Origin of the sequence: Nibribacter koreensis, assembly GCF_039541795.1 — a bacterium.
In the GTDB taxonomy this organism is placed as follows: Bacteria; Bacteroidota; Bacteroidia; order Cytophagales; family Hymenobacteraceae; genus Nibribacter; species Nibribacter koreensis.
Genome location: NZ_BAABGX010000005.1, coordinates 16,816 through 38,802, shown reverse-complemented (window position 1 = coordinate 38,802; position 21,987 = coordinate 16,816). Strand labels below are relative to the sequence as shown.

At 51.2% G+C, this 21,987-nt stretch carries 16 protein-coding genes and 1 pseudogene; 6 read left to right on the top strand and 11 right to left on the bottom strand.

The genetic code is table 11. The features are described 5' to 3' along the window. Positions 1 to 1,578 precede the first annotated feature (1,578 nt). Complete coding sequence (locus tag ABD880_RS19060; RefSeq protein WP_345169814.1) at positions 1,579 to 1,812, bottom strand: XRE family transcriptional regulator; 234 nt, start codon at positions 1,810 to 1,812, stop codon at positions 1,579 to 1,581. A gap of 181 nt (positions 1,813 to 1,993) precedes the next feature. On the opposite strand from ABD880_RS19060, the gene ABD880_RS19055 reads away from it, so the two are divergent. The 4 genes from ABD880_RS19055 (at position 1,994) to ABD880_RS19040 (ending at position 5,191) form a co-directional block, all read left to right on the top strand. Then, complete coding sequence (locus ABD880_RS19055; RefSeq protein ID WP_345169813.1) at positions 1,994 to 2,419, top strand: hypothetical protein; 426 nt, start codon at positions 1,994 to 1,996, stop codon at positions 2,417 to 2,419. A gap of 259 nt (positions 2,420 to 2,678) precedes the next feature. Then, positions 2,679 to 3,185, top strand: coding sequence for a hypothetical protein (locus ABD880_RS19050; RefSeq protein WP_345169811.1), 507 nt, complete (start codon positions 2,679 to 2,681; stop codon positions 3,183 to 3,185). 121 nt (positions 3,186 to 3,306) lie between these two features. After that, entirely contained in the window at positions 3,307 to 4,827 is a 1,521-nt protein-coding gene (locus ABD880_RS19045; protein WP_345169809.1) for a PIN domain-containing protein, read from the top strand. Beyond that, entirely contained in the window at positions 4,805 to 5,191 is a 387-nt protein-coding gene (locus ABD880_RS19040; RefSeq protein WP_345169806.1) for an ASCH domain-containing protein, read from the top strand. The genes ABD880_RS19045 and ABD880_RS19040 overlap by 23 nt, the downstream gene beginning before the upstream one ends. A gap of 218 nt (positions 5,192 to 5,409) precedes the next feature. On the opposite strand, the gene ABD880_RS19035 is transcribed toward ABD880_RS19040, so the two are convergent. The 3 genes and pseudogenes from ABD880_RS19035 to ABD880_RS19030 form a co-directional block, all read right to left on the bottom strand. Next, on the bottom strand, positions 5,410 to 5,901 hold the full coding sequence (locus tag ABD880_RS19035) for a DUF305 domain-containing protein (RefSeq protein WP_486348241.1): 492 nt from the start codon (positions 5,899 to 5,901) through the stop codon (positions 5,410 to 5,412). Positions 5,902 to 5,910: 9 nt separating this feature from the next. Continuing rightward, positions 5,911 to 6,081, bottom strand: a pseudogene (locus ABD880_RS19145) (hypothetical protein); the annotation flags it as partial. 334 nt (positions 6,082 to 6,415) lie between these two features. Beyond that, positions 6,416 to 7,249, bottom strand: coding sequence for a murein L,D-transpeptidase catalytic domain family protein (locus ABD880_RS19030; RefSeq protein ID WP_066506896.1), 834 nt, complete (start codon positions 7,247 to 7,249; stop codon positions 6,416 to 6,418). 282 nt (positions 7,250 to 7,531) lie between these two features. Here ABD880_RS19030 and ABD880_RS19025 point away from each other — a divergent pair, with 282 nt between their 5' ends. Both ABD880_RS19025 and ABD880_RS19020 read left to right on the top strand, forming a co-directional pair. Continuing rightward, positions 7,532 to 7,870, top strand: a complete 339-nt coding sequence (locus tag ABD880_RS19025; protein ID WP_071887791.1) for a four-helix bundle copper-binding protein — start codon at positions 7,532 to 7,534, stop codon at positions 7,868 to 7,870. A gap of 109 nt (positions 7,871 to 7,979) precedes the next feature. Continuing rightward, on the top strand, positions 7,980 to 8,870 hold the full coding sequence (locus ABD880_RS19020; RefSeq protein ID WP_066506901.1) for a cation diffusion facilitator family transporter: 891 nt from the start codon (positions 7,980 to 7,982) through the stop codon (positions 8,868 to 8,870). Between the two features lie 207 nt (positions 8,871 to 9,077). On the opposite strand, the gene lpdA is transcribed toward ABD880_RS19020, so the two are convergent. The 7 genes from lpdA to ABD880_RS18985 form a co-directional block, all read right to left on the bottom strand. After that, positions 9,078 to 10,478, bottom strand: a complete 1,401-nt coding sequence (gene lpdA / locus ABD880_RS19015; protein ID WP_345169801.1) for a dihydrolipoyl dehydrogenase — start codon at positions 10,476 to 10,478, stop codon at positions 9,078 to 9,080. 66 nt (positions 10,479 to 10,544) lie between these two features. After that, positions 10,545 to 11,420: a bestrophin family protein gene (locus tag ABD880_RS19010; RefSeq protein WP_066506907.1), complete on the bottom strand. Its 876-nt coding sequence runs from the start codon at positions 11,418 to 11,420 to the stop codon at positions 10,545 to 10,547. A gap of 321 nt (positions 11,421 to 11,741) precedes the next feature. Beyond that, positions 11,742 to 13,769, bottom strand: coding sequence for a heavy metal translocating P-type ATPase (locus ABD880_RS19005; RefSeq protein ID WP_345169798.1), 2,028 nt, complete (start codon positions 13,767 to 13,769; stop codon positions 11,742 to 11,744). Positions 13,770 to 13,790: 21 nt separating this feature from the next. Then, on the bottom strand, positions 13,791 to 14,411 hold the full coding sequence (locus ABD880_RS19000) for a hypothetical protein (protein ID WP_345169796.1): 621 nt from the start codon (positions 14,409 to 14,411) through the stop codon (positions 13,791 to 13,793). Positions 14,412 to 14,450: 39 nt separating this feature from the next. Next, positions 14,451 to 15,464 carry an efflux RND transporter periplasmic adaptor subunit gene (locus tag ABD880_RS18995; protein ID WP_486348240.1) on the bottom strand — a complete coding sequence of 338 codons (1,014 nt, stop codon included), beginning with the start codon at positions 15,462 to 15,464 and terminating at the stop codon, positions 14,451 to 14,453. Positions 15,465 to 15,694: 230 nt separating this feature from the next. Next, on the bottom strand, positions 15,695 to 20,086 hold the full coding sequence (locus tag ABD880_RS18990) for a CusA/CzcA family heavy metal efflux RND transporter (protein WP_345169793.1): 4,392 nt from the start codon (positions 20,084 to 20,086) through the stop codon (positions 15,695 to 15,697). Positions 20,087 to 21,248: 1,162 nt separating this feature from the next. After that, entirely contained in the window at positions 21,249 to 21,932 is a 684-nt protein-coding gene (locus tag ABD880_RS18985; protein ID WP_345169792.1) for a DUF2911 domain-containing protein, read from the bottom strand. Positions 21,933 to 21,987 lie beyond the last annotated feature (55 nt).

Genomic DNA, 21,987 nt, shown 5'->3' with positions numbered 1-21,987 from the left:
ACCATTCTATTATCAGATACCTTCTGCAGTTTATCCATAATTGGGTGTGTTAGAGTTCAATGCAAACATAAAGATAATAATTAAAGCCGTACTAATTTTTTTTTCCGTACGGTTAAAAAATGGACTGTAGTACGGTCAAGGACTGTGATACGGTTATAACTGGACCACAGAACGGTAATGGGTGGACGGTAGTACGGTTAGGACTGGACTAGAGTACGGTCAATGGGTGGACTAGAGTACGGTTTCATCCTTGTAATTACCTTTGCTTCACTTATTTACAGCTATTGTAAAATATTATAAATAGATAAAGCAGAATTAAAAAGGCTAAAAAGCCTAATTCTTTTTATTGGTTTCTATATATATTGCTGATTTACTTAGGTTTATGCACTTTCACAACACAGGATATGTCTATACTCCTAAATCAAGACCGTACTACAGTCCAGTAGTAACTAATTACACTTTAATTAAACCTTATAACAAGCTGTAACTTAAAGATCGCTGATTTTGCGGTGGGTGGACCGTAGTACGGTTATTGATACAGTTGACACAGAATGTTATAATCAAATTTATATAATATGTTATTTAAACTATTGAAATTCAGAGCTTTAACATGAAGCATCGATATGTTGTACAGAATTTACCTGTGCTGGTCTTCATCACTGGATTTCAGTACGGTTAACTGATTCAGTAGTGGTGTTATTTTGCAACCAATCATTCATCGAAATCTCTAACACATAATCGTGCAGGATATGCTTCCTGACGCGTTTTCAGATCATTTGGACGACTGAGCCGTCACTCTTTCGCTGTGCCTGGGTTTCGTTACGAAAAGACGTCGGGGAGTAACCTTAGAAAGCCTAAAGTCGGACACGGATGATGCAGGTGTTGATTTTGGTTATAGGAAAATGACAGGCAGGCAATTATAGCAAATTGATCTCACATAAAAAGTGGGGCGGGAAAACCTCCCGGATAGGGTTTTACCTGAAGCCGGCGGGGCCTAGATCCGAGCCTCTCTGAGGGTATTCTATTTGCCTTCGGGCGGCTTCGCGCCCGGCTCCCGAAAGTCTTCCTTCTGGTGGGGAAAGCCGCCGGGAAACGGCGTCCGCCGCGTTTTTGCATCAGTATGCAAGTGGGGTTAGGCCCCTTTAGAGGCGTTTATCTGGCTGCATGGATTAAGCCCGGGAAATCCACGGGAAAGGAGTTGCCCGGCGCCGTTTCCGGTGCCCTCCCCAAGCGGTGTTTTCTCCAGGGCAGGCCGCCACAATTTGTGGCGTCGGCGCGACGGGCCCATGCCACCGGGAAGGGGCTCCCGGCCGGGTTTTGGAAACCCAGTCAAAGGGCTTCCCCCATTGCCCGGGGCTGCGCCCGGCGCATTTTCGGATGACCCGTTCTCCCTGGGCAACCCTTTTTTGCTGGCCCGTCCTCGGTTCTGTTTTCCGTCCCGGGCCCGGAGGCACCTGCGCATGGGCTACACCGAAGACCCTGGGTTTTGGCTGATAGGATTAAGCGCTTCAAATAACGGTAGGGGAGGTGCTCTGAGCCTGTAGTCGCAGCGGTAGGGACGCCTATGAGGAGGGCCTCTCAGCCCTCCAGGTCGGAGAAGAACTCGGCCAGGCCCACCCCGTGTATGTCAAGGATCCGCAGCAGGCTGGACATGGTCAGGTTGGCGCCCTTCTCGTGGCGGCCGTAGCCCACCCGGGGCAGCCCGTGGTCGAAGGCGAAGCTCTCGTAGGAGCTGTAGCCTTTTGTTACCCTGAGTCTCTTGATCTTCTCCCCGATGGCCGCCAGCCTCGGGTCCGGCTTCTCTTCCTTCATATCGCCTGTTCGGTTTTGCCCGAAAGTCCGAAGCGGCGCCCTTATAATTTACCTAACGTATTAAACATATTATAATACCCATATTATAATATGTTTTTATCTCTTGTTTAGTAGCTTTGGCAAGCGGCCTACTCCGGGTGGGGTTTTGCCGGGAGACCATCTAACCTAAAAACCAAAAAACATGAGAACCACAAAAATGCTGATCCTTCTGCTGACCATCATTGCCTCGGCCCTGTCCTCCTGCGGGGATACGGAGAAGGACCCCGAGCCTTCCAGGGAGGAGCTGCTGACGGAGCGGGAGTGGAAAGTGAGCAGGGTCTACCTCAACGGGCAGGACGTCACTAGCCGGCCGGAGATGGCGTCGGTCCGCGGCACCCGCGCAAGCTACAGGATGGGTGGCACCTACACCGAGACGTCCGGCAGCGGCGCCGTGACGGTCGGCACCTGGCAGCTCTCGGCCGGCACGCTCACGCTGAGGCCGGTGACCACCCAGGAGGAGAGCTGGCGGGTGGAGGAGCTGGGGAAGGGGAGGCTGACCATGAGCACGACCCTCGTTATGCAAGACGGCGCCTCCGTGCTGTTCAGGCTGGAGCTCGTCCACGTCTGAGAACAATCTTACCTCACCCGCTTTCTGCAAAGGCTCTGTTACACTTATGGTGTGTCCGCTTCCCTGTACCTGGCAGGCAATCGCCTGAAAGTATAAAAGGTAGTTGAGGTCGCCTCCAGTATCTGAAGCGAAAAATCCTGCAGCTGTTTCTAAAGGCCGTCTAAGCATAGGTTAGACGGCCTTTCTTCCCTATATTGAAGCCTTTATTTGACAGCCATTCAACTTGTGATCAACTGACATCCCAAAGGTTAACCAGTCTATGCTAGATCTCCCCTGTGTTGTAAGATTCCATTCGGATAGGATTGCCTTGCGGGCCAAACCCGACCTGAGAAATAAAATCATCGAAGGACAGGATACCAGAAAGTTACGCAGTGTGGTAAAAGGGATTCTTCTTCTAGAGCAGCTAGGGAGCGGCGAGGGCAAAAAGTCTTTGCTGGCCACTTTGAATGACCCCAGGGAGATCTCCGCTGCGGGCCTGGGCAGAATCCGACACATCAGCACGAAGGGTAAAAGCACCTTCGCCGTCCTAACGGAGCACCTCATACCCTATGGGGACCTTTCCTCCTCCAGATTCAGTGTCGCCCAGGTATCAAAGCCATTCATCGTCAGGAGCCATAGGATCGAAAACGGCATCTCCACCCATATGGAGATCGCCCCCTTGGACCATCTGGAGGATTTCCTTCAGGGCAAGAAGGTGACTTTCACAGAAGTCACTTTCCATGATCCGGTTGTGACGTACGTGGTAGAGAGTGGTACCCTTCTGTAAGTGGGAGGGAAGCCCTACATGGAAGAAAAGCGTTTTTGGATTTTATTATCATTTAATCACTTACTTCTTCTCTTATCTGAATATTAAGGAATCAATAGCATTAAAGAATCCTATATAATAAATGAGAGCACTATTAGATACTAATATTATTATCCATAGGGAAGCGGCCGTAGTAAGGAATGAGGACATAGGCCAGTTATTCAATTGGCTGGATAAGTTAAAATACACCAAAGTCATTCATCCCATATCTGTTGATGAGGTTAACAGACACGGTGAGGAAAAGGTAAAGAAGTCATTCGCCATCAAGCTAAGCTCTTACAACCTCATAAGAATTCTTGCCCCTCTCCATGCAGACGTGGCAAAGGTTTCTAAAAAATTTGACCACACACCCAATGATATCAATGATTCGCATATCCTAAACGAGCTTTACGCAGACCGGGTGGATATTCTGATTTCAGAGGACAAGAGAATACACCTAAAGGCGGCTGAACTGGGGGTTGCTGAGCGTGTGTTCAAAATTGAGAGGTTTATTGAGAAGTGTCTTGCAGAGCACCCTGAGCTGACTGACTACAAGGTTCTGGCTGTTAAAAAGGAACATTTTGCCCATATCGACCTTACCGACGAATTCTTTGACTCCTTCCGAAGCGATTATTTCGGCTTTGATAGGTGGTTTGATAAAAAGGCCGAAGACATTGCCTACGTCTGCTATGCCGATGGGAAAATTTGCGCCTTCCTTTTCCTGAAAACGGAGGGAAAGGAAGAACCATATGACATAACCCCTCCTTTCCCCAAAAAAAGAAGGCTAAAGATTGGCACCTTCAAAGTGACACTCACAGGATTTAAACTGGGTGAGCGGTTTCTAAAGGTCATATTTGACAACGCTCTTTCCAGGGGAGTGGATGAAATCTACGTTACTATCTTCCCCAAGCGCCCAGAGCAGCAAAGGCTGATTGACCTATTGGCAGAATGGGGTTTCACTCTGTGGGGAAAGAAAAACACCAGAACAGCTGACGCTGTGGAGGAGGAGAATGTTTATGTTCGGAATTTTTCTCCTCACATTAATTTGGCCAACCCTAAATTTTCTTTTCCTTATATTTCTAAAAAAGGCAGGGCGTTTATTGTGCCCATTTACCCTGAGTATCATACTGAGCTTTTCCCCGATTCTATTTTAAACAATGAGTCACCTGCTGATTTTGTTGAGAATGAACCACATAGGAATGCTTTGAGCAAATCTTATATCTCCCACTCTCCGGTAAGGAAGTTTGATAAGGGAGATGTTATAATTTTCTACCGTACTGGCGGCTTCCACAAAAGTGTGGTTACAACCATTGCGATAGTGGAGAGCGTAATCAATCCTGTTGCAAGTGCGGCCGATTTAATCAAAATTTGCAGGAAGAGAACGGTGCTTTCGGATAAAGAACTAATGGAATATTGGAATTACAAGCCCAATTACAAACCATTTGTCCTTAACTTCTTGTACACCTACTCTTTTCCAAAGAGGCCAAACATGGCAAAACTTATTGACCTAGGAGTGCTGGCTGGGGTCGGCGATGCCCCCCGGACCTTTACCCAGATAAGTTGGGATAAGTTTGAAACAATACTTAAAGCGTCAGAAAGTAATGAAAGTATTATTGTCGATTAAGCCAGAGTACGCAGATAAGATCTTTGAGGGGGAAAAGCGATATGAATACAGAAAGAGCATTTTTAAGAATTTATCTATCACCACTATAGTTGTTTACGCTTCATCCCCTGTCCAGAAAGTTATTGGCGAATTTGAGATAAACTCGATTCTGAAGGGGGACAAAGAAGAACTATGGCAACGGACCAAGCATCAGTCTGGCATTACGAAAGGTTTCTTCGATGAGTATTTCGCAGGCAAAGAACAAGCTAATGCCATCGAAATCAAAAGTGTGAAAAGATATGAAATCCCTAAATGCCTAAAGGGGGATTTCAATATAAATTTTGCCCCTCAGTCTTTTCTGTATCTATCTGATCTCCATATTTAATTGACTAAATATAGAGATCAGATTAAATGAATTGATTGATAATATGGAACTCCATTAAGCTGCGAGAGATCGCAGCTTTTTTTCGCTAGCGCTTTTTTGACAGACAAACCTCCTACTGTTGAACATAAGACTCGCTATCGGACTTGATTAGACAAAAAAGGAGAGCTTCTGCATGAGGCTCTCCTTTTTCAAACAGACGAGGTTTAGAGGCCAGCCTTCTATTGCTTGTTCTCTTCCAGCCAGGTGTCCATCTGTTGCTTTTCCCTTTGCTGGTCGACTATGATTTTCTGCGCCATCGCCCTCAGCTCCGGTGACTTCGCGCCCGGCAGGTATGCTTTCGCCATGTCAATGCCGCTCTGGTGGTGTATTCCCATCAGGGCAGCGAAATCGTGGTCAGTAGTCCCTCCTTTGGCATGCTCCATACCCGCCATAGAAGACTCCATTGAGCCCAGTAGTCTCATGGACCCCGCCTTGTCCCCGGACACGGGCTTGTGGCTGTCCACAAATTTATGAAGCTTGTCCTGTTCCTCTTTTTGGGAGGCCAGGGTTTTCCTAGCCATGTTTACCAGCATCGTGTCTTGCCCGTTATCGGCCTGCTCCTGGGCCATGGAGAGGGCCCCTGCGTGGTGGATGGCCATCATCCTGGCGAAGTCATGGTCAAGGTCCCCCGTCATCTCCATCTTCTGCATGGCCGCCATGTTCCCATGCATGAGATCCATCATCCTGTTGGACCCGGAGGCCGGCATGCCATGCCCCGAACCGGAGTGTTCCTCTGTTTGGGCGGCGGATGTCGATTCCGCTTTCTCAGTGTTCCCGCTGCATGCGAAGAGGGACAGGGATATCCCGAAAGCCAGCACTGCACACTTATTATTCAATAGGTTTATTTTCATGTTCTATGGAAATGGTGTCAGTGGATAAGAGCTATCTATGCCAGATGCCCATTGGGCATGTATACGACCTGAAAACCAGCGGGTTCCTACGTAAAAGATGAGAGGGTATTTAGGGCTGGACCGTGACAGTGCTCTGGCATCAGCAGGCTGATAGGCAGTGCGTTAGCAAGGAATTCCCGGTCCTATCAAGCATTTAGGCCCAGTGAAGTTGCAGGATCCATATTGCCAAAAACAAAGAATTTCTAGGTAATCAAAAAATAATAAGCTTTTCTAGAAGTTCGAGCCGAATACTATTTAGCTGAATCGTAGCACGCTTATTTCAAAATATATTGTTCTATGCATTGATATGGTTTTTACCCGCCTCATCATTAACGAAGCATGTTGCGGCCTGACCGCTGTCCAGGTAAGCAGAAGAGTAGCTGTCAGAGGGGCCGTCCACAAACAGCAAGGTACGGCCTTTGATAGTATTGATGATTGGCTTGTTGAGTTCCGTAGGAAGCGCAGGGCATCCCTGGCTCCGGCCAAGCCGGCCAGTAGCTTTTATAAAGCCTTCGGAAGCATAAGGAGCCCCATGGACCACCACAGAACGGTCTAGGGCATTGGTATTAAAGCCGGCATCCAAACCTTGAAGTTTCAGGGAGTAGCCGTTTTTACCCATATAAGTGTCCTCAGTCAAGTAAAAGCCAAGGCTGCTCTGGAAGGAATTCACGGTATTGGAGAAAGTCGAGGCATATTCCAATCCACTGCCCTGCCCATGTGCCACCCATGTGTTATAGACTACTTGGTTGGTGGACAAGTCAATAACCCATAAACGCCGGTTTCTGCTGGATTGGTTGAAGTCCACAATTGTGATCAGGGATTTTTCCGAAGATAACCTATTTGCTGACATCAAGTTGTGATAGCCTGTCACGGCTTTCCGAAACGTCTCAAGGGAAAGGCCCTGATCCGCCAAACCTGCCGCCGCATAGGTGTTTTCAATATATTGGCCAAACACCTGGTCCGCAGAGAGAAGGGGCTTAATTGGGTTATTAGCCTGCTCCGTCTCGGATACTTTTAATGGTTCGCCAGAAGGAGTCGTCACCTGTAGAAAGGCGAATCCCGTGCAGAAGGCAATTACCACAGCAGAGAGGAAAAATGAAAAGTATTTAATGCTGGTTTTTCTTGTCATGGCAGGTTCTGTTTGCTATCGGTAGAACATCCAAGCGCATAATGATTGTTCCATTGCAGAAATTATCCGTCAGGTCAATAGGGTAAGCTCTGCTACAACTCTATTGGAATTTGACCAGTCTATCCATCCTAGTAAGAAGGTAGCGGGTGAATGCCTAAGCGTCTAGAAGGAAAGGAGAGCTATTCGCTTAAAAATCAAGGCTGACACAAGCCAGGACTTAGGAAAAACCTACACCGCCTGCCGACGTATCATTTACATACTATTCTAATTGCTCTAAAAACTATGGAAAACCACAACCATCAGCAACTCATCGAAAAATTATTAGCCTGTGCCAGCACCTGCGAGATGTGCTTTTCCCATTGCCTTTCTGAGGGGGGGATGATGGCCCAGTGTGCCCAGTTGGACCGGGCTTGCGCAGACTCTTGCCGCCACGCCATAGCGCTGTTGCAAAGCCAATCGGCAATCGGCCATCAGTACCTGGTCTTGTGCGAAGAAATCTGTCGCCTGTGCGCTGAGGAATGCGGCAAGCACCAGGATGAGCATTGCCAACGGTGTGCACAGGCTTGCCGAGAATGCGCTGAGGCCTGTCATGCGCATCATGAGCAGATAACCCAGAAATAAACCCAATATCCTTGCGCTTTTGACCTACTCCCCTGGAACAGGGAGAGGTGGCGGTGCTTTATTTTATATAGGGCACCGCCAACGCTATAAATTGAATCTTCTTCCGTCTATGTCGAAAGGCCACGCAGTTTCCCCAGGTAGTCAGAATAAATCCCGTCTAAAATGGGTTTTGGGTCTTACCTTACTATACTTAATTGCTGAAGTCATCGGCGGTATCTGGACCAAGAGCCTGGCCTTGCTGGCGGATGCCGGCCACATGCTAACGGATGTGGGAGGCCTGGCTTTCGCCTTGATTGCCATAAAGCTAGCCGAGCGTAAAGCAACACCGGAGAAAACGTTCGGGTACTACCGGGCCGAAATCCTGGCGGCTTTGGCCAATGCGGTGATATTGATTGGCATCTCGCTCTACATTTTGTATGAGGCATACCTACGCTTCAGGAACCCACCCGAAGTGGAAAGCAAGTCTATGCTGGTCATTGCCAGCATAGGACTGGTGATTAATCTGGTGGGCATGTATATCCTCAGGAAAGGCTCCAATGACAGCTTGAACATGAAAGGTGCCTACTTTGAGGTTCTCTCAGACATGCTGACTTCAATAGGCGTCATTGTAGCCGGGGTGATAATGTGGACCACCGGATGGTACTATGCTGATCCTATCCTATCTGCCGGAATTGGATTGTTCATACTACCCCGCACTTGGATTCTCCTGAAAGACGCAGTCAGCATTTTACTGGAGGGAACTCCGGCCGATGTCAACCTGGGCTCCTTGCGCGAAGCAATGGTAAAGTTGCCAGGGGTAGCCGATGTGCATGACTTGCATGTCTGGTCGCTGACTTCCGGCGTGAATGCTATGAGTGCACATGTGGTTCTGCAGGAAACAGCGGCGGCTAATGAAGTATTAAAATCCATCGACGATCAAGTTAAGAAGTCCTTTAAGATTAGCCATACTACTATTCAATTAGAAACTCCGGACTACCAAGAGCAGGAAACGCACCTTTGATATTAAGTTGATAAAAGTGGGATAGTTCATCCTCACGACGGAGGTCCAACTCTTGCAGGGCTATGCTAAAAACATGAGGCTATTATAATAAAACAAAAGTGGTGCTTTCATTAGTTTTGAGATGTGTGGATCATCCTCTAACCATGAAAGCACCACGACTATAAACCTGTTATTTATACGTTTTTCGGTTTAAATTTTCAATACGTATCAAATATGAATGGCGCGGTTAGCCACGGCAAGGCAAGCCTCTTTAAGAGATTCATAAAAGGTGGGGTGCCCATGGGACATCCGGGATATATCCTCTGCCGAGGCTCGGTAGCTCATGGCTGTTACCGCTTCCCCAATGATGTCACTTACCCGAGGGCCGATCATGTGAATGCCCAGGATTTCGTCGGTCTGGTCATCGGCCAGCACTTTTATCTGGCCCTCCAGGTCATCGTTCATCCGGGCGCGGGCATTGGCCCGGAATGGGAAAGACCCCGTGCGGTATGCTCTTCCACTGGCTTTTAGCTGTTCTTCAGTATACCCTACGCTGGCCACTTCGGGCCAGGTGTAGACGATGCCTGGGATGAGCATGTAGTCCATGTGCGGTTTTTGCCCGGCCAGGACTTCGGCTACAAACACCCCTTCCTCTGAGGCCTTGTGCGCAAGCATTGCCCCCTTGACCACATCGCCAATCGCATAGATACCGGGCACACTGGTCTCCAAAAACTCATTTACCTCAATCCGCCCGCCTTTATCGGTTTTTATACCCACATTTTCCAGTCCCAAACCCTCAGTATAGGGCTTCCGGCCCACGGCCATCAGGCAATAGTCGCCTTCCAGAGCAGTCACTTTGCCGGCAGTATCCTCGGCCGTCACGGTCACCCCTACGTCCGTACTTTGGGCACCGGTGACCTTATGGCTGAGATAGAAGTCCATGCCCAGCTTCTTCAGTGACTTTTGGAGCTCTTTGCCCATAGTTCTGTCCATGCTAGGGATGATGGCATCTGTGTATTCCATCACGCTGACCTTTGATCCAATGCGGGCATACACGGACCCAATCTCCATGCCAATCACCCCACCCCCTATAACAATAAGATGTTTGGGGATTTCGGGTAAGACAAGCGCCTCGGTCGAGGAGATGATTCTCTTCTTGTCTATTACAATATCGGGCAGAGAACCGGGCTTTGAACCTGTGGCCAAGACAGTATACTTAGTCTCAATGGTAGTGGAGACTCCGTCAGTACCATGGACGCCGATGCTTCCTGGGCTCAGCAGGGTGGCCACGCCCTGGATTACCTCTATCTTGTTTTTCCTCATCAGGAAGTCAACCCCAGCCACGGTATTCTGCACCACGTCATCTTTGTGGGCTAGCATCTGCGGGAAATCCAGTTGCAGGTTTTCCAATCTGATGCCGTGGCTTTGGAATTTATGCTTGGCATTATAAAAATGCTCAGAGCTGTCCAGGACGGCCTTAGAGGGGATACAGCCCACATTCAGGCAGGTGCCGCCCAAGGTGTCATACTTTTCGACCAAGGCTGTTTTGAAACCAAGCTGGGCACAGCGTATAGCCGCCACATAGCCACCTGGGCCAGAGCCTATAATCGTAACATCAAATTTATCCATGTCAAATAAAGCGTTAAGAGTTTATACTACCTTGTAGAGTATGAAGGAACCCAAGCCTTGCCAACGCTATAGCTGGTAGTAACTGGTAGGCGGTGTAAGGGTGGGAGGCGGGCAAGACACCATTTGCATCAGGTTAACCTCTATGTTGTTAGCCAGCGTAGTCATTGGGGTATCAGTGGGCATATTCTCAAAGGGGTCCTGCATGAAAATGGCGGTTTTCTCAATCAAAAAGAAAATCCCTGCGAAGAGAGTTGTAAGGGCTACCTCCATAAGGATAGAATAGTCTGTCAAGCCGAGGGGTAGCAAAGTGACGAAAATCAGAATCAGGAAATGAAGCAGTGTGCTGTAATTACCCGGGAATATTGTATTCTTTATCCGTTCGCATTTTCCCATAGACTCAACAAGTCTGGTAATGGTACTGTCTATTTGGATTTGCTGGAATGGGTTGATCCATCCTGTTTGATAAAGCTGCCTCACTTCCTCAGAATGTTTAAGTAGTAGGGCGTTGGGAATGTTCGATTGATGCTCAAAGTCACTTGAGTACTCTTTAACCTTTGCCGAGTGGGGGAGTCTTCTTAGGCTTTCACCAAGCGCATGGCACCAGGCTGCCTGTCTTCTGGCAAAAGAGATGGCGGTCTCATCCTGAGGATCACTTACAAAGGTCTTCACCTGTCTAATGAGGGACCTTGAGTCATTTACAATCGCTCCCCATATAATCCTTGCCTCCCACCAACGGTCGTATGATTGATTGATTCTAAAAGCTAGCAGCAGAGAGAGAGAAGTGCCTAAGAGTGTAGGGATTGTCAAGGGGACAATGGTTTCCTCTAAATAAGAATGATGGTCCAGGATGCCAACTGCGGATGAATAGGCTATTATTGCGACAAGCTCAAACTTAATCTTGCTAAGCAGCAAGCCGAATGGGATTTTATTTGTAATCAGCATTTTAATGGTCTATTAGCTGGTAAGTTTCATTGTTAGGACATATTCCACAATGAGAGCAGGGCTATTCTGCAAGGTCAAAAGCTTTAGTATGGTAAAACACCTGCTAAAGCATAGATAGTCTTACCCATAAATAATATGTATCTGGTTAAGGCTATGCTATTCCTAGGCGCCTTTCTGTTTAAGTTGTTTCTATTCGAATCAGCGCAAGAATGGCTGCCGCTCCAAACAGTAACGACAGCCATTATCCCATGACAAAATCTTGATAGACTCCTTGACCCTGTACAGAAAGGCTTAAAATTCTAAACAGATGTTTTGGATATCCTATACTTTCATGCGCTGTATCCGCACCGCATTCAAGATGGCTAGCAGGGCGACGCCCACATCGGCGATAACGGCCTCCCACAGGGTGGCGATTCCCCCGGCACCCAGGGCCAGCACGATTACCTTGACAGTCATCGCCAGGATGATGTTCTGCCAGACGATACTGCGGGTTATCTTCCCCACCTTTATGGCTGACACGATCTTGGACGGCTGATCGTTCTGGATCACCACATCGGCGGTCTCTATGGTGGCGTCACTGCCCAGGCCCCCCATAGCGATCCCAGCATCAGCCAGGGCCACCACCGGCGCGTCATTCACGCCGTCACCCACAAAGGCGATGTGCCTGCCCTGGTCCTTCAACGCCTGCACCTTGGCCACCTTGTCCTCCGGCAGGAGGTTCCCAAAGGCAGTGTCAATGCCCAGTTTCTTGGCCACCTCATCCACCACCGTCTGCTTGTCTCCGGAGAGCATCACGGTCTGGATGTTCAAGGCATGCATCTCCCTGATAGCCTGCACTGCGTCCTCCTTTACCTCATCCGCAATGGTGATGTACCCGGCGTACTGACCGTTCACCGCCACCACCACAATGGTGTTGACGATGCTATCGACCTCCGCCGGGTAGGGGATGTTGAATCTCTTCAGGAGCTTGGTGTTACCCGCCAGCACCTGCTTCCCATCAATAGTGCCCTTAAGCCCGTGGCCCGATATCTCCTCCACCTGCTCAATTCTGGACACCTGACTGGTCGGGGCCCCGGCGAATTCCGCTATGGCTTTGGCGATCGGGTGGGTGGACTGCGTCTCAATGGCGGCTGTCAGATAAACAAGCTCTTTTTCCTCCAGGCCGTGGGCCACCACCTGCTGTACCTTGAAAACACCGTGCGTCAAAGTGCCGGTCTTGTCCATCACCACCGCGTTGACCCTGGTCATCACATCCAGGAAGTTTGACCCCTTGAAAAGGATCCCATTCCGGGAGGCCAGCCCTATTCCCCCGAAATAGCCCAAGGGAATGGACACTACTAATGCGCAGGGACAGCTTATCACCAGGAAGACCAGCGCGCGGTAAAACCAGACATTGAAGTCATAGCCGTCCATGAGGAAATAAGGCACCGCGCACACGGCCAGGGCCAGAAAGAAGACGATGGGTGTGTAGACTTTGGCGAATCGGGAGATGAAGAGCTGGGTCTGCGACTTCCTGGCCGTCGCATCCTGTACCATCTCCAAGATCCTGCTCAGCTTGCTGTCCTGGAACAGGGAGGTGACCTGGACCTCAGCCACGGTATTGAGGTTGATCATCCCCGCGTACACTTTCTCCCCCTTCGCCTTTGTGTCGGGCTTGCTCTCACCGGTCAGGGCGGCGGTGTTGAAGGATGCCTTATCTGAGAGCAGGTCACCGTCCAAGGCCACTTTCTCCCCGGATTTCATCTGGATGGTCTCCCCTAGCTGCACCTCTTTGGGGTCTACTACCATGGCGGTTCCGTTCCTGATGACAGAGACCTCATCGGGGCGGATGTCCAGCAACGCCTTTATACTGCGCTTGGCGCGGTTCACAGCCGCGTCCTGGAACCACTCCCCTATGGAGTAGAACACCATGACGGCCACACCCTCACTGTAAGAGCCGATGGCAAAGGCACCCAAGGTGGCAACGCTCATCAGGAAGAACTCATTGAAGAAGTCGAAGCGAATAGCCTTGCGGAAGGCGAGGTCCAGCACTTTATAGCCCGCAAGCAGGTAGGCGACGCCGTAAATGGCAAGGCCCAGCGGAGCGGATGGGACATAGCCGAAGCCGTATTCCAACGTGAGCATAGCCACCAGGACGGCCAGGGACAGCAGAAGCGCCCAATGGCTTCTCCACCCTGAGGATTCCTCCCCTCCATGGTCATGGCCGTCATGGTCACTGTGTTTTTCTACGCTGTCATGATTGACTGCATTTGGGTCTCTGTCTTCCTCAATTGGTATATTCTGGGCCGTTAAGGGAGCTGTGTTATAAATCGATTTGCGGTCTTCGCCGCCGGTAAGTTCCTGTGACATGTGAGTTCGATTATAGGTTAACTATTCATAAAAAAAGGTGGCCAATCCCAAGACGATCAGCACACCGCCCATGATGGCGTGCCCGTGCCTCTCCAGCACCACTCCTTTGAGGCGGCCGAAGCCCCGGTACCCCAATGCGACAAGCCCCAACATCAACGGCAGCGTCACAAAGACGAAAACCACCGCCACCAGGAGGACTCCCCTCCACCCGTGGGTGCCGGCAGTCAGGAAATAGGAGCTTATCTCAAAACAGGGCGAAAAAAACAGGGCCACCGTCATGGTGGCGAACCAGCTACGGACGGAAGGCGCTTTATTAAGGTTCGGCTGGTCCTTTGGAACCTGATCGGAATGGGAGTAGGCGATACCCAGCAGAAACATGCCTATCAGGACCAGGACCAAGGGTGTTGCGTTCTGGGCAAAGGACGTGAACTTCTCAGACAGCCTAATCCCCAGGTACCCGATCAGGCCTCCCAACAGGAGCGTGCCCGTGATGTGGGCAAGGCCCGCCAAAAGGGTGGCCCGGAGCGTGGTGGCCAGCGGCCAACCCTCTGAGCGCCCTATGGCCACCAGGGCCATCCAGTGGCTGGGGATCAGGGCGTGGATCAGGCTAATCAAAAGGCTATCCAGAAGAACGTGGACCATACCAGTTATCGGTAAAGGGTTTGGCTTTCTTTTAAATTACTAGTCATGTCCACCTTCTCCTTTGTTGGCCTGCGCCGCGACGTAGTAGGCTCCCTTTGTGACCAGCTGGGCGCCGGCCGGCAAAGGCTCCAGAAGCTTCACTTCCGTATAACCGGCATCTGAGGCCCCCGTCTGGACCCCGATCTTCGTAAAAACCCAGTCCGGGGCGAGTTCTCCCTCGTGTTCTTCTTCTGAGCTCTCAGCTTTAGACTCAGGTGAGTGGGTGGCACGCGTGGCAATAAAGACAAACTTTAACTCCCCTTCGGTGATGATGGCCTCATCCGGAAGGGCAGGCACTGCCTCTTCAGTGGTCAGGATGCGGCCGCTCACGAACATGCCGGGAAGCAGATTGGCCTCTTGATTATCCTTGATTTGGGCGTGCACCCCCACTGATTTGGTATCGTTCTCGAAGGACTTCCCCACGGAGAAGATGGTGGCCTCATAAGTCTTGGAGGGATTGGAGGTCAGGGAGAAGAGGACTTTCTGCCCGTTCTTGACTAGGGCGATGTCCTTTTCGAAAACCTGCAGTTCGATCTGGATATGGTGGTTGTCCACCACTTGGAACAATTCCCTGGCCGGCTCAACCAAGGCGCCGATGTTTACCTTGATCTGGTGCACATAGCCGTGCATAGGCGATATTACGGCGATTGAACGGATAAGTGATCCTACCCTAACCCGGCTGGGCGCGATGCCCACCTGACTAAGACGACTAGCCAAAGACGCTACTTCTGTTTGCCTGCCCCGGTATTCGGCTTCCGCCAATTGGAATTTCTTGGCGGCAATGACGTTCTCGCGCAACAGTTCCTTCTGCCGCTCAAAGTCTTTCTGCGCATAGTTCAGGGCGCTGCGAGCCTGTAGGTATTCTTCCTGCAACTGGATGATACTGGGGTGCTCCAGGCTCACAAGCTTTTGCCCTTTTTTAACGAACTGCCCCTGGGTGACGAAAATCTCCCGTACAATTCCCTCTGTCAGGCTGGAGATGGTGGCTTTATTCTGAGGGGGAAGATCGAGCATGCCATTGACTTGGATCCCACTCTTTAAGGGGCGATTCTCTAATTTTCCTAACTGGATGCCTACAGCGTTCATTTGCGCTTGGGTGAGCCCAACAGCCTCCTCTGCCCCACCTTCGGCATGGGCTTCCTCAGTTTCCTCTGCGGGTTTCGCTTCCTTCTGACAGGCACTGCCGCCAATGCAGAGGGCCAGCAGCAATAGGGTAGTGGTTGATCTGATATATCTATACATTTCTAATTGTCTTTTAAGTGATATTCAAGTTGAATAGCGGCCTGGTTGAACTGTGACAGCGTGTCCAGGTACTGCAGCCTGATCCGCTGGGCCTGGGCGATGTTCTGGATATATTCAGTGTACTCCGTCTCCCCCGCCCTGAAGCCCTTGGTCGCATATTCAATCAGCAGGCTGGCTTGGGGAAGGGCCTTCTCCTCATAGTATAGAAGCATTTTCCGGTGCTTGTTATATTCCTGGCTGAGCCGCTGGAACTCTGTCTCCAAAACCAGACGCTGATTCTGGAGCTGGGCCTCAGCGACGCGGGTCTGCAGAGCCGAAGCCTTCACTCGGGCCTTTTGCGCTCGGGAAACGAGAGGGATGCCCACTCCCGCCTCCACGGATTGGAAGCGCCTGCTCGGTCCGAAGTACTGCTCCGAACCGGAGGTGTTCTGGAACCCCTGGATGGTCTGGCTCGTCACCCCGATGGAAAACTCTGGCAGCAGCCGGTTTTTTTCCACCCTTGTCTGGGCTTCGCTTATGGCTACCTCATTTTGGAAAAAACCTATCTCTGGATGGCGACTTACCCACGAGGTATCTGAGGGGAGAATCACTTCTATCGGACTCAGCTCAGGCTGGATTTGGAGCGTGTCATCAATGAATAGGAAACGGGCCAACCGCTGTCGGACAGTTACGATTTCGGCCTGGGTAGCCTCCAGGGCGGTACGGGCCTCCATGGCCTGCGTTTCGGCAGCAATTTTCTCTAAATAATTAGCCTCCCCGGTGCGGTAGCGCACGTCAGCCGCTCGGGCAAACTGCCGGGCAAGTGTGTCCTGAGACGCCAGATAGACCTGCCTTTGGGTGAGGATGGCCCAATCACTGAAGGTCAGTTTAACATCCCGTACCACCACCCGTCTGGTCTGTTTTAATTGCATCTCGGCGCTAAGGACCTGCTGCGCCGCCAGCCGGGCCTGGCTTCGGTAGACCCCTGGAAGGGAAAAGCCCTGTGATAGCGTCAGTGAGTTGTCGTTGGCGGCGCTGTTCATCTGCCCGAAACCGCCAGTGACGGCTGTTTTGGGCAGATCAAAACCAGTCTTGCGCAGGGCCTGTTGCCGTTCAACTGCCAAGGTGCCTGCCCTCACTGCGGGATTATTCCGAAGGGCTAGGTCTACCACTTGGTTTACAGTGGTAGTGCCTCCAATGGAAGGGGTAGTCTGGGCGCTAGCAGAAAAATTCGTGCCTCCAAATATTAGAGCGCACAGTAATAACAGTGTTTTACCACCAAAACTAAAGGGTAGACCCGGCTTTTTCATTTTCTCCACGAAACTGTATAGGACCGGCAGCAGGAAAAGGGTAAGCAGCGTGGAGGTGATAAGGCCCCCGATCACCACGGTGGCCAACGGTTTCTGCACCTCAGCTCCGGCCGAGCCGGAAAGCGCCATGGGAAGGAAGCCCAGGGAGGCGACCGCCGCCGTCATGATCACCGGGCGCAGCCGCACCTTCGTCCCTTCCATGATGCGGGCATACGGGTCATCCCATCCCTCCTTTTTCAACTGGTTGAAATACCCGATCAGAACGATCCCGTTCAGTACCGCCACTCCGAAAAGGGCGATGAACCCGATACCGGCGGAGATACTGAAGGGCATGCCCCGCAACAGCAAGGCGAACACCCCGCCTATGGCCGCCAGGGGAATGGCCGTGAAGATGAGCAGGCTCTGCCTGAAGGAGCCGAAGGTCAGAAACAACAGTATCAGGATAATCGCCAGTGACAGTGGCACCGCCACCGAAAGACGCGCCTCAGCCGCCTGCAGGTTCTCAAACTGTCCTCCGTAGCTTATATAGTAGCCTACGGGTAGTTTAAACTTGGCTTCTAATGTTGACTGTATTTCATTGACCAAGTTCTCCACGTCACGCTCCCGGGCATTGATGCCGATGGTGATGCGGCGTTTGGTGTCATCCCTCGATATTTGGCTTGGCCCTTGCTCCAGCGTTACCTGAGCCACCTGTCTAAGCGGAATCTGGGCTCCTGAAGGAAGGTTGATGAGCAGGTTCTCCACGTCAGAGAAATTCTGCCGGTTCGCCGAGCCCAATCGAACCACCAGGTCAAACCGCTTCTCACCCTCAAAGATAACCCCAGCCTCGCCGCCGGCGAAACCGGAGCGGAGAGCTTGGTTCACGTCCTCTATGTTCAATCCCATCTGGGCCATCTGGCCCCGGTTGTATTTCACCAGGATCTGCGGCAGACCCTTGGTCTGCTCCACTTTCAGATCCCCCACCCCAGCGATTGGACGGATAAGGTTAGCCGCCTCCTCGGCTTTCTGGGCCAAAACGTCCAAGTCCTCACCGTAGATCTTCACCGCGATGTCCTGTTTCACCCCCGTCATCAGCTCGTTGCTCCGCAACTGAATAGGCTGTGAGAACTCTGCGTTCAAGCCCGGAATAATGGAAAGCGCCTCTTCCATCTTCTCCATAAGCCCCTCCCTGCTATCGGCGGACTCCCACTCGTCCCGGTCCTTCAGGATAACGGTCATATCGGCCGCTTCCACGGGCATGGGGTCCGTCGGTATCTCTGAGGACCCGATTTTGCTGACCACCTCCTTTACCTCGGGGAATTGTGTGAGCAGGATTTTCTCCGCCTGGGAGAATGTCTTGACGCTCTGGGTCAGCGAGGAGCCGGCGCTGATAGAGGACTCAATGGCAAAATCCCCCTCGTCGAGGGTGGGAATGAACTCACCTCCCATCCTTGTGAACAAAAACAGTGTGAACAGAAACAGCCCAAGGGTAAGCCCCATCAAAAGGCCTCTAATCTTGAGTGCCTTCTCTAAGAGCTTCCCGTAAGACACTTCGAGCCTGCCCATTATCCTGTCGGCGAAGTTAACTTTATGCTTGGTTTTCTTGCTCAGGAAAAGGGCTGAGGCCATGGGCACGTAGGTCAGGGAAAGGATAAGGGCGCCCAGGATGGCGAACCCCACGGTCTGGGCCATCGGTCTGAACATCTTGCCCTCAATCCCCACCAGCGCCAGGATGGGCAGGTAGACGATGAGGATGATGATCTCCCCGAAAGCGGCCGACTGGCGGATCTTGACGGTGGCATCCAGGACAATATCATCCATCTGCCCCTGGTTCAGCCGGTCAATGTCTGCGAATTTCCGGTTGGTCCCTATCCGGTGCACGATACTCTCCACGATGATGACCGCGCCGTCCACGATCAAACCGAAGTCAATCGCCCCCAGGCTCATCAGATTCCCGGACACCCCGAACAGTTGCATCATGGAGACGGCGAAAAGCATGGCCAGGGGGATAACCGAGGCCACCACCAGGCCGGCGCGCAGGTTGCCCAACAGGAGCACCAGGACGAATACCACGATAAGCCCCCCTTCTATGAGGTTTGTACTGACGGTGTTGATGGCGCGGTCCACCAGTCGGGTGCGGTCCAGGAACGGCTCCAGCACCAACCCAGGTGGCAGGGTCTTCTGAATCCCCTCCACCTTCGCCTTCACCTGTTCGATCACCTGCGCGGAGTTCTGGCCTTTGAGCATCATGACGATGCCGCCTACCACCTCTCCCTCGCCGTTTCGGGTCAAGGCACCGTAGCGCACGGCGCTGCCCTCCTCTACGGTGGCGACGTCCCGGATAAGCAACGGGACCCCGTCTGTGTTCCTGACAACAATCTGCCTGATGTCCTCAAAGTTGGTCAGCAGGCCGATGCCCCGTATGAAATAAGCGTTCGGTCCCTTCTCTATAAAGGCCCCACCGGTGTTCTGGTTGTTTTTCTCCAGCGCCCCGAAGATATCCGAGATGGAAAGGTCGAATGCCCGGAGCCTTTCCGGGTCCACCGAAACCTGGTACTGCTTCAGCATCCCGCCGAAGCTGCTGACCTCGGCCACGCCGGGAGTGCCGGCCAACTGCCGCTTCACGATCCAGTCCTGAATCGTCCTCAGTTCCGTGGGGGTGTATCTCTTAGGGGAGTTGGGGGTGGTGTGCAGGACGTACTGGTAAATCTCCCCCAGCCCGGTTGAGACAGGGCCCATCTCAGGGGTGCCTAGCCCGTCAGGAAGCTGCTCCTGGGCGCTTTTGAGCTTCTCGCCCACGATCTGGCGGGCCAGGTAGACGTCCACGTCATCCTCAAAGACCACGGTGACCACAGAAAGGCCGAACCGGGAGATGGAGCGGACCTCCACCAGGTCCGGCACGTTGGCCATCTCGATCTCTATGGGATAGGTGATGAACTGCTCGACCTCCTGCGCCGCCAGGGTGGGTGAGGTCGTGATGATCTGCACTTGGTTGTTGGTGATGTCCGGAACGGCGTCGATGGGAAGCCGGCTCAGGGAGAAAAGCCCCCAGACTACCAGGGCGAGGGTGAAGAGCCCGATAATCAGCTTGTTCCGGATGGAGAAAGCTATCAGATTGTCAATCATGAAATTATGTTTAAGCCAATAAATAGACGGCCTGGGACTCACGGGAATCCAGGCGAAAATGGCCGAGAGAAGGTATTTACCTAATCCCAGCGGTCAATAAATAAGGCTTAAACTTTGGGGGGCTGCCAGATGGAGGCATGGACGGTCAGGTGCCGTTCCTGATAACTGGAAAGAAGGGGCGTCCTGTGAAAGACCGGCTTCGCCTCTATTTGAAGGGGGGCTGGGGTCGGTTGGGAGAAACCAGCGCAGCAACTGCAGATGCAGAGCGGCGTGCATTGGTCACCCGACTCCTGGTGGTTTTCAGTGGGTGCTGAAGCCAGGGAAGCCCTAGGTGCCGTCTCAGAGTAACCATACGTGTCGCTGCACGGCATACAGGCCACAAAGGTCATGAAGACAGCAAGAAGAAGGTTGGTCCACTTCATTGGGGCAAAAATACGGGTTGTCTCCTCAAATACAACCCATTGGTGTCAATGAATTCTGAGGGAGGCTTTTGCTTATACTCCATACATCCCCTAAACGTTTCCGCAAATGTTGTTCAAGATATAAAATTTAAGGGTGGAAATGGGTATAGTGCTGGTCAGCCGATTGCAACAAAAAACTATCAATGGTCGGTTTGAAGTGCTTTTACCTGTACAACATGCTCTAGTTAGAAGGGTCTTGTGGTTTCCCGGATCCATGTAATGGAACGTTGGCCGAGATAGGGATGACTATCTGCCTTCTTTGATTACTGCCGTAGAAAACGCGCAATGCCCAGTTAATGGTTTCAGGAGTTTATTTGGCGTGGGAAGAGTAAAAGTGCCATATCCGGAAGACCGCAACGGCGAGGAGTAACGCTGCCAAGACATAGTACAGGAACAATAGACCTATCTTTTGATTAGACTTCTTTCGCTTTCGTGACGTTTTAATTGATTTCATGTACTTATAACTGGAGGAAGAAAGACCCTTCTCTCTATGGGTCACTTTCTTATAATAATCTGCTTTATAAATAACAGCGTCAAAACCCTACTTATTAGCTTAGGTGAAGTTCCGTTTGCAGAGAAGTTTCTCCTTAGCCAAATCAAACGTTTCCAAGGACTATCCGTGGCTTAAGATTTATTCTAAATAAATATTTTAGCTATAGCTTGAATGAAGTTCAAATACATTAGAATATAAGAGTTGTAAATCAAAGAGTGGCTCTTTTCGATAATGGTATAGATATCTTCACTTTCTCCCAACTCATTGTCACTTGACCTGAATCAGCCCCTAGGGATATGACTTCATATCGCAAACGCTCCTGATTGATCATTTGGAGGCTGGGCTTCACAGTGAACCGCAGGACGTCCTTGCTTCTGGCATACTGTGTCGTGAGGTGCTGATTCCAGTCTCTGTTTATTATTACCTCCCAATCCTTTCTCCCTGGGATAGTGAAGATGGCATACTTCCCCGCCGGTAGTTCCTTTCCCCCAAAGAGAAGCGGGGCGCCAATTGTCAGGCGCGTGGCGGAGTGGGAGCCCGTCACCCACAGCTGGCCGTACGGGACTTCCCTACCCCAGATAGCCCGCCCTCGGACGGCTGGCGAATGGTATTCGATTTCAATTTGGGAATCACCGACCTGCCCGATTGCCTGCGCCATGACACTCTCTCCCAACGTGTCAGGCTCACTCTGGGCCGGTATGGCAAAGGGGTTTTCTGCCCTGTCCGGGCTCAGGGTAGTCTCTGCTTTTGACTCGGGAATTTCAGGAGTGGGTTTCCTTTCACAGCTTGTTGATAAAAGGCATAAAACTACAATAAGAAAGCTGAAAGGGGCTATCATATACCTACTATTAATGCAGACCATTTTCATCAGAGCTGTCTGGGCAGTGGCCATATATTAAAGTTTAGTCTCAGTAATAATCAACTGTCCAAACAGCTTCTAATCCATC